Below are 13,529 nucleotides of genomic sequence, written 5' to 3'. Positions count from 1 at the left end.
AAGGATCGCGAGTCCGTTATGCCCTATTTGCGCTCGTAGGGTGGAACCCGTGACGATCACACCTGCGACAGTCGACGTGGTTTTGCCCTGCCTGAACGAAGCCGAGGCCCTGCCCTGGGTGCTGAAACGGATTCCTCCGGGCTGGCGCGCGCTCGTCGTCGACAACGGATCCACCGACGGCTCGGCGGACGTCGCCCGCTCACTGGGGGCGAGCGTCGTGCACGAACCGCGGCGCGGTTTCGGCGCCGCCTGCCATGCCGGGCTCACGGCCGCCAATGCCGACATCGTCTGCTTCTGCGACTGCGACGCCTCTCTCGACCCGGCGCTCCTCGTCCCCTTCGTACGCGAAGTCGGCGAAGGCGAGGCCGACTTGGTGCTCGGCAGGCGCCTCCCCAGCACCCGCGGCGCGTGGCCCGCGCATGCCCGCGCGGGCAATCTCGCCCTGGCGCGGATGCTGCGCCACCGGACGGGGCTGCGGCTGCACGACCTCGGTCCGCTGCGCGCCGCCCGCCGCGAGTCACTGCTGGCGCTCGGCCTCACCGACCGGCGCAACGGCTACCCCCTGCAGATGGTCGTGCGGGCGGCGGACGCGGGATGGCGGATCGCCGAGCATGACGTGCCCTATCTGCCGCGCACCGGCGCATCGAAGGTGACCGGCACCTGGCGCGGCACTTGGCACGCGGTGCGCGACATGAGCCGGGTGCTGTCGGAAACGCCCGTACGGGAAGGGAGTTCACGATGACCACGCTGCTCGTCATCGCCAAGGAGCCGCGCCCCGGCCGGGTCAAGACCCGCCTGACACCGCCCTTCACACCCCAGGAGGCCGCGGCTTTGGCTGAGGCGGCGCTCGCGGACACCCTGGAAACCGTGGCCGCCACCCCAGCCGCACGGCGCGTACTCGTACTGGAGGGCGCTCCCGGCCCCTGGCTGCCGCCCGGCTTCGACGTCGTACCGCAGTGCGGCGGCGGACTCGACGCGCGGCTGGCTCACGCCTTCGCGGCGTGCGAGGGCCCCGCGCTGCTGATCGGCATGGACACCCCGCAGGTGACGCCCGCGCTGCTCACCGTGGACTTCACCGCGTACGACGCCTTCTTCGGCCCGGCGCTGGACGGCGGCTTCTGGGCCCTCGGCCTGGCGGAGCCCGATCCCGGACTGCTTCGGGGCGTGCCCATGTCGACCCCGCGAACAGGGGCGGTGCAGCGGGAGCGGCTCGTCGCCGCCGGGCTGCGGGTGCGTGACCTGCCCGCGCTGCGGGACGTCGACACCGCCGCCGACGCGGCGGAGGTCGCCGCCCTGGTCCCGCACGGCCGGTTCGCCGAGCGGCTCGCCCGGTGTACGGCGGCGGTACGCCGATGAGCGCTCCCCCGGCCACCGCCGCACCCTGGGCCACGGCCGACTCCTACGCCGCCGCCCTGCGCACAGGACGCGGTCCGCTCTTCCTGCGCCGCTCCGACGGCTGGCTTCTGCCGCTGGAGGTGGAACGCTGGTGCGCGGGGGCCGACCTGGTCGATCGCGAGGTCCTGGACCGCTGCGAGGGCGCCGTCCTTGACGTCGGCTGCGGGCCGGGGCGGCTTGTGGCCGAACTCGGCGCGCGGGGCCGCACGGTACTCGGCATCGACGTCAGCGACGCCGCCGTCGACCACACCGCACGGCTCGGCGGCCGGGCCCTGCGCCGCTCGGTCTTCGAGCCGCTGCCCGGCGAGGGCCGCTGGGGCACCGCCCTGCTCATGGACGGCAACATCGGCATCGGCGGCGACCCGCACGCCCTGCTGACCCGGGTGGCTCAACTCGTCTCCCCCGGCGGACTGTTGATCGCCGAGACGTCCCCGATGGACGTCGACGAACGCACCCAGGTGCAGGTCGTCGACGTCGGCGACGCCCATGGACACGTCGACGGGCGGCCCTTCCCGTGGGCCCGGCTCGGCACGCCCGCCCTCCTCCGTCACGCGGAGGGGGCGGGGTGGCGCACCATCGCTCAGTGGACCACGGGAGGCCGCGCCTTCGCCGCCCTGCGCACCCGCACCGCAAGCAGCAGCGCCGAGCCGCCGAAGAGCACCGCGGTGATCAGCAGCCAGTGAGCGAGGAACGCGTCCGACGACCGGCCGGTGACCAGCCGGTAGCGCCGCTCCACCGCCCCGCTGATCAGCGGAAACCACAGGAGCAGCAGCAGACAGGACAGCGCGGCCGGGACACGCACATACCCGGCCCGCTCACGGTGGCCCACGGCGCCGAGGCCTCGCAGCAGGGCCCGGTCCACGACCGCGTACAGGGGAAGCATGACGAGGTCGTGCAGCAGGGCCGCGCCCACGAACCACAGCGTCACGCCGAACCAGTCGTCGGCGAGCAGACGTACGCCCGCGTAGCCCGCGAGGGCGAACGAGCAGACCAGCAGGAGGAGTTGCAGCGGGCTACCGAAGGGGACTCGGCGAAGTTTCATGGTCACAGCCTTCCGAAGGTCATCCGGGCCACCCACTTGGTGTTGAGCACACCGGGCGCGGCGGGCACGATGACACGCGCCGGGTAGCCGTGGTCGGGGGTCAGCCGCACGCCGTTGACGTACAGGGCGAGCAGGGAGCGCGGATCGGCCACCTGGTTGGCGCGCAGGGCGGCGTGGCGGAAGGCGCCGCGCCGCTGGAGCGACTCGACGAGCACGTCCGGCGGATCGTCCTCGTACCCGACGAGCGCCGCCAGGTCACGCAGCCGCACCCCACGCCACCACTGGTCGGACGTCGACCATCCCTCGACGCAGGCGATGGGCAACGCGGCGCTGTGCAACGGCAGTTGGCGCAGTTGTGCGAGGCTCAGCCGAACGGTCTCCGTGCGCCCGGCGACGCTCCCGGTGACAACGAGCCGCCAGGCGTCCTCGCCGGTCTCCGCCGTGTCGATCCCGGCGTACGCGGCGGTCTTGTTGATCTGGAAGCCGCTGGGCCCACTGCCGGGTTCGGCGCCGCCGTGCGGCGCGAGCAGCGCGGTGCGCCGCAGAGGCCCGTCGAAGTTCTGCCCGGCCGTGGTGCCGAACAGCAGCAGCGAGCCACCGCCGACGAACCAGAGCGCCCCGCGCCGCGAGACGGTCGGCGGATCGGGCGCCGGCGCGACCAGATCACCCTCCTCGCCCTTCTCGAACTCCTCGCCCTCCTCACCCTTCTCACGCAGTCGTCGGAGGTTGCGGACGGCCGCGGGTGCCTTGAGGACGGCGTGTGCCACGAAGGCCGCGAAGAAGACCCAGGCGCCGTAGAAATGCAGCGAGTAGAAGGAGCCGGGGAAGAGGTAGTCGAGCTGGACGTTGAGCACACCTGTCACGAATTCGAACAGGGCGCCTCCCACCAGCAACAGCAGCGAGAGGCGTTCCAGCGCGTGCGTGAGCGAACGGGCCGGTGGCAGCGCGAACAGCCTGGGGACCACCGACCAGAGCTTGGCCAGCAGGACGGGGATCAGGGTGACGCCGAGGGTGACGTGGACGCCCTGGGTGAGCCGGTAGAGCCATTGGGGGTTCGTCGGCCAGGCGAAGAGGTAGAAGCCGAGGAGCCCCTTGTCCGGCGTCTTGTCGTTCACCGGCGCCAGGTCCGGGTTGTACGCGGCGTACGAGACCAGGCCGGTCACGAACAGCACGGTGATGCCGACGAGCAGGACGAGGCCGAGTACGGAGGTGAGCCGGGGGCCGCGCAGCGGGCTGCGCCAGAAGCCGGGCGAGGAGGGAAGAGGGGGAGCGTCGCGCATGCTCAGACCGTAGGACGGCACCACCCCCGGGTTGGGTGCGCGACGCATGACGAAACGCTGACGTCCGGCCGGGGCAGCGTCCGTCGGCCCTCTCCTCGGCCTAGCGTTCTGGCGTGAACCGCACCAGGATCGGCAACAACGCACCCTCCCGGACCAACACCGAGGGCCTCCGCCACGACCTGTACGCCGCAGGGGCCGCCGCTCTCCTCGTGGTGGCGGCAGCGCTGATCGGCCGGTACCTCCAGAGGAACCGCGACACGCTGTTCGTCGACTGGCCCCCCTTGTACGCCGAATGGAACCCCCACGTGGGCCCGGGGACTCCGGCCGCGCTCGCGGTGGCGGCGGCGACCGTGGCGTACGGCCCCGCCCTCGCCGCCCGGCTGCCCTGGCGGGCCCTGCTCGCCACGGCCTGGGCAAGCTCCACGGCGTGGATCCTCTCCCTCGCGCTGATCGACGGCTGGCACCGGGGCATCGCGGAGCGGCTCACCACCCGCTACGAGTACCTCCAGGTCATCGACCGCTTCGACGACATCCCCGCCACCTTGCGGGACTTCACGCACCACATCCTCATCGACTCCCCGGACCACTGGCCCCCGCACACCGCGGGGCACCCACCAGCGGCGCCGCTGACCTTCGTCCTGCTCGACCGTGCAGGACTCGGCGGCGGTGGCTGGGCAGGCATGTGGTGCATCGTCGTCGGCGCCACGGCGTGCGTGGCCGTACTGGTCGCCGTGCGGGCCCTCGCCGGGGAACAACTGGCGCGGCGGGCGGCGCCCTTCCTGGTCCTGGCCCCGGCCGCCGTATGGATGGGCGCGTCGGCCGACGCCTACTTCGCCGCTGTCGCCGCGTGGGCCGTGGCGCTTCTGGCGCTTGCCGTCACCCAGCGCTGTCTGTGGCGGGCGGCGCTCTCCGGTCTCCTGTTCGGTCTGACGTTCTATCTCTCCTACGGCCTCACGCTGTTCGCGCTCATCGGGGCCGTGGTGCTGGTGCTCAACCGCCACCGAGTCCGGGAGCGGCCGGCCGTGCTCGCACTGCTGCTGGCCGGCCTTGCCGTGGTCCCGGTGGCGTTCACGCTGGCCGGGTTCAACTGGTGGGAGGCCTACCAGCTCCTGGTCACGCGCTACTACCAGGGGGCGGGTGGCGTGCGCCCCTACGGCTACTGGGTATGGGCCAACCTCGCTTGTACGGTGCTGATCGCGGGGGTGGCCACGGTGGCGGGGCTGCGGCGGGCCGGGGCGTTGCTGTACGGCTCCGTCGGCGGTTCACCCGGCCGCGGCTCGGCCGACGTTCGCCTCGGGCTCCTTGTGTCCACCGCCCTGTTCGCGCTGCTGGCCGCCGACCTGTCGGGGATGAGCAAGGCGGAGACGGAACGCATCTGGCTCCCCTTCGCGATGTGGCTGCTCCCGGCCTGCGCGTTCCTCACCCGGCCCCGGGCTTGGCTCGGGGCGCAGGCGTCGCTGGCGCTGCTGCTGAACCATCTTCTGCTGACGGCGTGGTGACCCTGACCGGCGGGCGCTTGCGGTGTCGAAGTCCCCGGGGCCGAGGGCGCTACGCCAAGAACGCCGCCGCACTCGCCACGAACCACTCGGCGTCATCCACCCAGGGATAGTGCCCCGCCCCCGGCTGCACCACGAGCTCAGCGGCGGGGAAAAGCCCGGCCAGTTCGGCCAGCGCCCGCGGCGGACTGTTCAGGTCGAACTCCGCGGCCAGTACCAGTACCGGGGCCCGGAAGGCGGCAAGACCCGCGCGCGTGGCCTCCGGATCGAAGGCGCCCTCCGCCGCGAAGAGAGCCACCGCCTCCCTGTTGTCCGGCTGACCGGCCGCGTGATGCTTCTGTGCCTCGGCGTCCCATCGGCCGTAGAAGAAGGGAGCAATTGCCTCCCAGTCGCCGCCCGTCCCCTGGGTGATCGCCTCCAGCTCGGCGAACGCCACCTCGAACCAGTCCTCGTTCCTGCGCAGTCGCGCGACCTCGCGCCGCATCGGCCCGGTGATGTCAATGCCGACTGCCCGCGTGCTGGGAGCGATCAGGGCCAGCCTGCCGACGCTGCCGGGGTGTCGGGCCACGTACTGCACCGCGAGGTTCGCCCCGGCGGAGTGGGCGAGCACATCCATCCGCCGTACGCCGAGGTGGTCGCGCAGGGCTTCGATGTCGCCGACGAGGCGGTCGCAGCGGTAGGAGGAGGTGTCCTCGGGCACCGCGGACCGGCCGGTGCCCCGCAGATCCAGGACGATCAGTCGCCGGTGCGCGGCCAGGCCGCCCAGGTCTCCGAGGTAGGCGGAGTCCGCGGGGCCGCCAGGGATGCAGAGCAGCGGGTCGCCGTCACGGTCGGCTCCGTAGACGCGGTAGGCGAGCTGGGTTCCGTCAGGTGCGCAGAAGGTAGGCATGGACACGATCCTGGCACCCCGCACAGCCGATTACAACCAGGTTATACAACTCGGGTTATGCTCTGGTTGTGGTGACGGGACGCCGCGGTATATAACCGCGTCATGGCCGGCGACGAGAACATGCACGACACCCACGAGACGCTGACCGAGGAGCAGGCCGGGCGGATGCTCGCCGAGATGAACGACGTCATCCGCGCGGGCGAGGAGATGCGCAAGCTGCGCGCCGAGATGATCAAACTGCTCGTCGGCTTGGGCTGGACCCAGGACAAGATCGCCCAACTCACCGACATGAGCCAACCCGCGGTGTCCAAGCAGGTGACCAAGCACAGGGCGGACGGCCCGCCGCCGCCCATGGATATCGCCCTCGACCAGCAGGACATCCCCTGGCTCGAAGGACGTCTGTGGGGCCTGGCCGAGGAAATCTCCCGGACCCTCCACGAGGCGGCCCACTGCACCAGCAGCATCCACGCCCTCGCCCGCGGGAAGAAGCGCTTCACACCCCAGAACGTCGACGCGCTGCGGCGCCTGATCGAAGAAGACCTCAGGCACCACCGGGCGCGGCTGCCCACCGGCCACCAGGACGCCTACGACCGCATCAGCCGCGGCCTCGACGTCCCTTCCAAGACGACCAGGACGACCGCCACGACCGCCTCCGGCCCCGCCGCCCTGCGCCGCACCCTCGCCCGCCGGATCCAACGCGACCGACTCGGCGGCGACGTCTGATCCCGGTCCTTCGGGACGAACGGCCGAGCGGCCTCCCCTCGACCTCACGCTCCAGTCGAGGTCGAGACATCACTCGATGCGCGCAACGCGACCGGCCCCCATGACGGGGGCGTCTTCCCGTCGTCCCCGCTCCCCTACGCCGACTCCCTCACCACGAGTTCCGGCTCGAAGATCACCGACTTCGCCTCACTGCGTACGCCCTCGATCTGTTCCCGCAACAGCCGTGCCATCTCCGCGCCCATCTCCTCCACCGGCTGCCGCACCGTCGTCAAGGGAGGCTCGCAGGTCACCGCCACGCTCGAATCGTCGAATCCGACCACCGCCACGTCCCGCGGCATCCGTTTCCCCGCCTCCCTCAGGACCTGGCACGCGCCTTGTGCCATCAGGTCGTTGGCCGCGAACAGGCCGTCGATGTCCGGATGCCCCGCCAGCAGTCGACGCATCGCCCTCGCACCGCTGTCGAGGGTGAAGCCCCCCTCGGCAACGGAGATACAGGGCTGCCCGCCCCGCTCCATGCCCTCCTGGAACCCCGCGAGCCGCTCCCGGCCTGCGGGAATGTCGAGCGGTCCCGAGATGGTCGCCACCCGGCGGCAACCGCGCGCCAGCAGGTGGTCGGCGGCCAGCCTCGCCCCGTCCCTGTGCGCGAAGTCGACGTACGTGACGCGGGCCCGCACCGAGGGGCGCGCGAAGAACACCGCGGGCAGCCCTGCTTCGGCGAGCAGCGCCGGCAGCGGGTCCTGGGCATGTGTCGAGACGACCAGGGCACCGTCCGCGTTGCCCTGGCGCAGATATGTCAGCACCTGCTGCCGGGATTCCTCCGTCTCCGCGAACATCAGCACCGGATGCATGGCGCGCGGCCTCAGGAATCCCACCACCCCGCTGACGGCCCGGCCGAAGAACGGGTCCGCGAACACCCGGGCGGCGAACGTGTTCTGCGCCGTGTCGGAGTGGTCGCCGGCACCCGAGACCACCAGGGCGACGGTCTCGGCCCGGTGGGTCACCAGGGAGCGTGCCGCCCTGTTGGGCGCGTAGCCCGTCCGCTCGATGGCCGCCCGTACGACGTCCTGGATGGCGGGAGCGACATTGCGCACGCCGTTGACCACCCGCGAGACGGTGGCGCGGGACACCCCCGCTTCGCGCGCCACGTCCTCAAGGGTCGGGAGCTGTCTGTCCATTCGGGAACCCTAACGCCCCGCCCTGGGACGTCATAGAGCGCTCTCCCGCACCGCTCCCCGCCTCCGCTAGCCGACTACTGGCCGTCGCCCGAGCTGCGTACCAGCGCCGCCAGAGGCAGATCAGCCGCGCTGCGCCCGACGAGAACCCGCCAGTCACCCGGTTCGCTTCGCCATCCGCCCTCGTCCGTGTCCCAGTGGCTCAGCATCCTGGCCGCTACCCCCACCGATGCCGTGACGCACTCCCCCGGCTCCGCCCGGACAGCGGTGTAGCCCGCGAGCCGGCGGACCGGGCGCTCCACCGCGGAGTCGGACCGAGCGAGATACACCTGCACCACCTCACGCCCCGGACGTGTGCCTGTGTTGCGGAGCTGGACCTCCACGGCAAAGTGTTCTCCCCCGGCAACCGTCCCGGGTACGCGCAGGTGTTCGTAGCTCCACGTCGTGTAGCCCAGACCGTGGCCGAACCAGTAGGCGGGTTCGCGGCCCTCTCGCAGCCAGGCCCGGTAGCCGATGTGCAAGCCCTCCGCGTACCTCAGGGTGCCGTCACACGGGCGGGTCTCCCTGACCGGCGCGTCCGCCAGGGCAGCTCCCCACGTGGTGGGAAGCCGGCCGCCCGGTTCCGCCTCGCCGAAGAGGACATCGGCGAGCCCGGCGCCCGCCTCCTGGCCCGGGAACCACGTCAGCAGCACCGCCCCGGCCCGTTCCCGCCAAGGCAGCTCCATCGGTCCGCCCGCGTTGACGACGACAATGGTGCGCGGGTTGGCGGCGGCGACCGCGGCGACCAGTTCGTCCTGGCGGCCGGGGAGGGCGAGGGAGGTGCGGTCGTGCCCCTCGGACTCGCTGCCCTCGGTGGTGCCGACCACGACCACGGCCACGTCCGCGTCCCGCGCGGCCTCGACCGCTTCCGACAGCGCCTGGTCAGGATCCGGCTCGGGCGCCGCGGCCGTCACGACGACTGCACGGCCGGTATCGGGTGCCAGTTCCCGGCGCGCGACGACGTGTGCGGCGTGACCGGCCGGCAGCCATACCGACGCGTGCTGCCGGGGCGGGTCGAGGTGGGTGACGGCAGGGTCCTCGGTCTCGCGCGCGAATTCGCCCTCCACCAGGAGCTCTCCGTCGACCGCGAGGCTCATGCGGCCGAAGCCGCCGATCCCGAACGTCCACTTCCCCTCGTCGGCCGAGCGCACCAGCGCGCTGATCTCCACGGTATGCGCTCCTGCCATGGCAGGCGGCTCCAACTGCCGCCCCCAGAGGCGGTGTTCGCGGCAGAGTTCACGTCCCGTCGCGGTCAGCACCCGCAGCAGCACACCCGGCTCCCCGGTGTCAGGGTTCTGGCACCGTGCCGGATCCAGGGGCAACGGCTGCCCACCCAGGTCCGGGCCAGGGGCGTACAGCACCTGCCCCCGGCCACGCATCCGGGCCCGGATACCGTCCAGCGGTGTGACGATGCCGGACGAGAAGACTCCGGCACTGCCCCCTCCCTGAAGCCGTGGTGTCACGGCGTGCCGTCCGATGACCGCAACACTGCGGCACGCTGCGACGTCCAGGGGCAGGACGTCTTCGTTGCGCAGCAGCACGGTGCTCGCCGCCACGGCCTCGCGCAGCAGACGGCGGGCGGCGGCGCCCGTCAGCGAGCGCTGTGAGCGTCGCTGTGAGCGTCTCCTCGCGCTCCCGAGCGCGCCGACCCGGTCGGCCAAGGTGAGCAGCCGCAGCACTTTGTCGTCGATCGCCGCCTCCGGCACGCCGCCGCCGCGCACCTGCCGCAGCAGGGCCGCGCCCCATGCGCCCTCCGGCCCCGGCATCGCGAGGTCCTGGGCGGCGCCGGCGCTCTCGACTGTGGTCCGCACGGCGCCCCAGTCGGAGACGACGGCCCCGTCGAAGCCCCACTCCCCCTTCAGTGGTTCGGCCAACAGCTCGTTGGCGGTCATCGTCGTACCGTTGACGCCGTTGTACGCGCTCATGACGAGCCACACGCCCGCGCGGACGGCGGCCTCGAACGGGGCGAGGTACACCTCTCGCAGCGTCCGCTCGTCCACTCGTACGTCCACGGTGAGCCGCTCGGTCTCCGAATCGTTCGCCACGTAGTGCTTGGCACTCGCGGCGACCCCATGGGCCTGAATGCCGCGGATCAGGGCGACTCCGGTACTCGCCGCCAGCTCCGGGTCCTCGGCCAGGCACTCGAAGTGACGCCCGCCCAGCGGGGTGCGGTGGAGGTTCAAGGTGGGCGCGAGGACCACGTGCACCCCTTTGTCCAGGGCTTCGAAGGCGAGCAGTTCGCCGAGCTGGAAGGTCAGTTGCTCGTCCCACAGTGAACCCAGCGCGGAGGGGGAGGGCAGGAGCAGCGAGGGGCGGAGTTCGTCCCACGCCTCTCCCCGCACGCCCGCCGGGCCGTCCGAGAAGACCATCTCCCGTAGTCCGACGGCTGGTTCGGCCCGAGTACGCCACGCAGTGGCTCCGGTCAGAAGACCGACCTTCTGTGTCAGGTCCAGCGTCCCCAGCAGCTTCACCAGTTCGTCGTGCGTCATTCCTTGCTCCTCCTCACCGCTCCCTTGCCCCTCCGAGCTCCGCCCGCGCCGGGCGCCGGATCACGTCACTTGTAGACACCGAATTCGTAGAGCGAATATCCGTAGCCGGTGCCTCGCTGCGTGCCGTTGACCCGTACGTAGCGGCCCGAACCACTCACGTCGAAGTCGTCGACGCCGCCGTTGCCGCCGCTCACCGTGTGCACGGTCCTCCAGTTCTGTCCGTCGTCGGAGGTCTGGATCGTGTACGTCTTCGCGTACGAGGTCTCCCAGACCAGCTGGACGTGGTTGAAGGACGTGGTGGAGCCGAGGTCGACCTGGAGCCACTGCGGGTCGCTCCAGTCGCTGGCCCACCGCGTGCCCTGCTTGCCGTCGACCGCGTTGGCCGCGGTGCAGGGGCAGTCGCCGCCGCCGGGCTGGAAGGACGAGGCGGTCGCGGGCCTGCCCAGGGCGATGTTGGTGCCGTCGACGGGCGGTACGACCACCCGCACGGATCGTGTCTCGACGCCGACGTTGCCCTTGCCGTCGGTGACCTTGACGTAGATCTTCCAGACGCCGGGCTTGTCCGGGGCAGTGACCTTCAGACGGCCCGGCCCTTGATGGGTGGCCGCCAGCGGGGTGAGGTCCTTGCTCTTGTCGATGTACATGCTGTTGGCGAGCACTTCGTAGGAGAGGGTGTCGCCGTCCGGGTCGGTGACCTTGGTGTCGAGCGTGAGCGGGCCGCCCGCGGGGACCTTGCCCGCGTCTCCGTCGACGGACAGTCCGGAGATGACCGGCGGGGTGTTGTCTCCGGTGGTGCTGCCCTTGTAGGCCTTCTTCACGGCGTAGTACGAGAGTCTCTTCTGGCCCGCGGGAAGCAGGTTGAACCAGATCCCGCCGAAGTCGTACTCCGTGCCGTAGTGGAACATCGTGGCCCCCAGGGCGACACCACGATGGCCGGTGACGCACTCCCAGGCCTTCGTGTAACCGGCGGCCTTCGCCTGGTCGGTGGGCTCCTGCGGGACTCCGTTGGCGTCGTCGGGGACCTCCCACTCACCGGCGGGCCCTGTCTCGGTGACTATGTAGGGCTTGCTGTAACCGCCCTTCTCCCAGTCCGACTTGATGTCGCAGGCGGCGTCGTAGGCGTTGACGGCGTACAGGTCGAGGTCGGGGGCGTACTTCTTGTAGTACGGCCAGGCCCCGGTCCAGGCGTCGGTGGACGTCACGGGGTGGTTGGGGTCCACCGTGTGGATCTTCTTGGCGACATCGTTGACGAAGGTCGTGTACGCGTTGCGCTGCTTCTCCAGTTCGTCACCGGCGTAGCAGTTCTGCATGCCGAGCACCGACTCGTTGCCGACGTTCCACATCAGGACGCCCGGGTTGTCCTTGTAGGTGTCCACCCACTTGGGGAACTCCTGGAGCATCTGGTTCTTGTACGCGGTGTCCGTCAGGTAGTTGACACAGCCGCCGCTCCCCGGTCCTCCCCCGGGCTGCAGCCAGAAGCCCGCGACGACCTTGATCCCGTGGGCGGCCGCGGAGTCGAAGAGCGGTTTGCTGGAGGCGTCGGTACCCCAGGTACGGATCGTGTTGACGCCCATGGACCGCAGATCGGGCATGTACTTGTCGGCGTCCGCCACGGCTGGTCCCCAGGTCAATCCCTTGACCTGGTAGGGGGAGCCGTCGACGGTGAGCTGCCAGTTGCCTTGCGAACCGGTCACCTTCACGACGCTGCCGGCCGCGTGCGCCTGCTGTGCGGGGAGAGCGAGCGTGCCGGCCGCGAGCAGGCCCGCGGCCACGGGGGCCACGAGGCCGCGTAGGAAGAGGGCGGTACCGGGTCTGCGCATGGGGGTCTCCTGGGGCGGGGGGACGGATGGGGGGCGAGGGGCCTGCGTAGGGCGAAGGGGGGCTCCGCCCTACGCAGGCCTGGATCACGGGAGTTCGTAGTTCTCGTCGAGCGCCGCGCCCGCTTCGGGATGCGTCTGGTCGTAGCCGCGCGGGTCGCACTGGAGGCCGCCGACGACGCAGTGGTCCACCAGCGCCTTCAGCGTCGCGTCGTCCCACGCGTTGAAGAAGTCGTAGTGGAAGGAGTGGCCCGCGCCGCTCGCGAGACGGACCTTCGACAGATCCCCGTTGACGGGGAACGCCATCTTGAACTCGATCATCGGCAGGGCGACGGGGTGGCTGGACGGGCACACGTTGTCGTTGGTGCCGTCCTTGACGACCGGATACGCCATGTGGCTCTGGTGGTTCTGGCTGTCCAGGTGCGTGCCGTCCCAGCAACTGGGCGCCTGGAAGCGGATGTTGAGCTGGGTGTCGGCCGTCGTGGGACAGCTCTGGGGGAACTCGACGTTGAAGTAGCTGTTCCCGCACTCCCACCCTTCGACGAAGCCCGGGTGATCGCGGAACTCCTGCGCGGTCTGCATCGGACTGCCCACCACGAACCTGAGCCCCTTGGGGAACGGCCGCACACTCGTGTAGTCCGTGACTCCGGCTTTGTAGTAGATGGTCTGATCCCCTACGGGACGTACCTCCTTGTCGCCGTTGAACAGCGTGGGCATCCAGTACGCCGACCTGTCGCCAGGGGCAAGGCACTTGGTGGCGCCGGCGTCCAGCGACTCCGTGGTGCTGTTCGCGTTGGTCGTGGTGTTGCCCATGAACGTGTGGTCGTGCGACTTGCCCGGCTGCCCGGGATACACGATGGGGTCATCAGGAGCGGTGTGCGTCACCGAGCAGTGCGCCTGGAATTCGTGGAAGTACCGATGGGGCGGCTCCTTCACCGACGGCTTGACGCCGGTGACGGGCGGGTTCGCGGGGATGGATCCGTCGCCGTCGGCGTCCTCCGCCGACATCCGGGTCGAAGCCGCCATGGTGTGCCCCGAGTGTGAGGCCGCGGCGTCCGGCGTCGGGGGCTCCGAAGTGTTGTCGGCGCTCACCGCGATGCCGCCGATACCAAGTGAGCTCAGTATCAGGGCACATGCGATCAGCGCTCCTGAAAGGGTCCTCGATCTCCGTGCCATGGAGACCTCCT

At 70.9% G+C, this 13,529-nt stretch carries 12 protein-coding genes; 5 read left to right on the top strand and 7 right to left on the bottom strand.

What is annotated here, in order from left to right; genetic code table 11:
* Positions 1-40: 40 nt before the first annotated feature.
* The 3 genes from ACGFX9_RS37340 to ACGFX9_RS37330 are packed head-to-tail and all read left to right on the top strand — an operon-like array spanning position 41 to position 2,078.
* A complete protein-coding gene (locus tag ACGFX9_RS37340; protein ID WP_393484039.1) occupies positions 41-742 on the top strand; it encodes a glycosyltransferase family 2 protein in 702 nt (233 codons plus the stop codon).
* The gene (locus tag ACGFX9_RS37335) at positions 739-1,356 is read left to right on the top strand and encodes a DUF2064 domain-containing protein (RefSeq protein ID WP_393484036.1); all 618 of its coding nucleotides are present in this window, start codon (positions 739-741) and stop codon (positions 1,354-1,356) included. Before ACGFX9_RS37340 ends, ACGFX9_RS37335 begins: the two co-directional genes overlap by 4 nt.
* A complete protein-coding gene (locus ACGFX9_RS37330) occupies positions 1,353-2,078 on the top strand; it encodes a class I SAM-dependent methyltransferase (protein WP_393484034.1) in 726 nt (241 codons plus the stop codon). The genes ACGFX9_RS37335 and ACGFX9_RS37330 overlap by 4 nt, the downstream gene beginning before the upstream one ends.
* On the opposite strand, the gene ACGFX9_RS37325 is transcribed toward ACGFX9_RS37330, so the two are convergent.
* Both ACGFX9_RS37325 and ACGFX9_RS37320 read right to left on the bottom strand, forming a co-directional pair.
* Positions 1,976-2,437, bottom strand: a complete 462-nt coding sequence (locus tag ACGFX9_RS37325) for a hypothetical protein (protein WP_393484031.1) — start codon at positions 2,435-2,437, stop codon at positions 1,976-1,978. The two genes, ACGFX9_RS37330 and ACGFX9_RS37325, sit on opposite strands and share 103 nt — an antisense overlap.
* 2 nt (positions 2,438-2,439) lie before the next feature.
* On the bottom strand, positions 2,440-3,717 hold the full coding sequence (locus ACGFX9_RS37320) for a molybdopterin-dependent oxidoreductase (RefSeq protein WP_393484029.1): 1,278 nt from the start codon (positions 3,715-3,717) through the stop codon (positions 2,440-2,442).
* Between the two features lie 113 nt (positions 3,718-3,830).
* On the opposite strand from ACGFX9_RS37320, the gene ACGFX9_RS37315 reads away from it, so the two are divergent.
* Positions 3,831-5,216, top strand: coding sequence for a hypothetical protein (locus tag ACGFX9_RS37315; RefSeq protein WP_393484026.1), 1,386 nt, complete (start codon positions 3,831-3,833; stop codon positions 5,214-5,216).
* 49 nt (positions 5,217-5,265) lie between these two features.
* Here ACGFX9_RS37315 and ACGFX9_RS37310 read toward each other — a convergent pair whose 3' ends face one another.
* Positions 5,266-6,102 carry an alpha/beta fold hydrolase gene (locus ACGFX9_RS37310; RefSeq protein WP_393484023.1) on the bottom strand — a complete coding sequence of 279 codons (837 nt, stop codon included), beginning with the start codon at positions 6,100-6,102 and terminating at the stop codon, positions 5,266-5,268.
* Positions 6,103-6,204: 102 nt separating this feature from the next.
* Between ACGFX9_RS37310 and ACGFX9_RS37305 the strand changes: the two genes are divergently transcribed.
* On the top strand, positions 6,205-6,825 hold the full coding sequence (locus tag ACGFX9_RS37305; protein WP_393484020.1) for a sigma-70 family RNA polymerase sigma factor: 621 nt from the start codon (positions 6,205-6,207) through the stop codon (positions 6,823-6,825).
* A 134-nt stretch (positions 6,826-6,959) separates the two neighbouring features.
* On the opposite strand, the gene ACGFX9_RS37300 is transcribed toward ACGFX9_RS37305, so the two are convergent.
* From ACGFX9_RS37300 to ACGFX9_RS37285, 4 genes are all read right to left on the bottom strand, one after another.
* On the bottom strand, positions 6,960-8,000 hold the full coding sequence (locus tag ACGFX9_RS37300) for a LacI family DNA-binding transcriptional regulator (protein WP_393484017.1): 1,041 nt from the start codon (positions 7,998-8,000) through the stop codon (positions 6,960-6,962).
* Positions 8,001-8,074: 74 nt separating this feature from the next.
* The gene (locus ACGFX9_RS37295) at positions 8,075-10,525 is read right to left on the bottom strand and encodes a glycoside hydrolase family 3 C-terminal domain-containing protein (RefSeq protein WP_393484014.1); all 2,451 of its coding nucleotides are present in this window, start codon (positions 10,523-10,525) and stop codon (positions 8,075-8,077) included.
* A 65-nt stretch (positions 10,526-10,590) separates the two neighbouring features.
* Positions 10,591-12,345, bottom strand: coding sequence for a discoidin domain-containing protein (locus ACGFX9_RS37290; protein ID WP_393484011.1), 1,755 nt, complete (start codon positions 12,343-12,345; stop codon positions 10,591-10,593).
* A gap of 84 nt (positions 12,346-12,429) precedes the next feature.
* A complete protein-coding gene (locus tag ACGFX9_RS37285; protein ID WP_393484008.1) occupies positions 12,430-13,518 on the bottom strand; it encodes a DUF1996 domain-containing protein in 1,089 nt (362 codons plus the stop codon).
* Between the last annotated feature and the right edge of the window lie 11 nt (positions 13,519-13,529).

Source organism: Streptomyces sp. NPDC048436 (genome assembly GCF_043200355.1).
Classification (GTDB): Bacteria; Actinomycetota; Actinomycetes; order Streptomycetales; family Streptomycetaceae; genus Streptomyces.
This window is presented reverse-complemented; position numbering and strand designations above follow the sequence as displayed.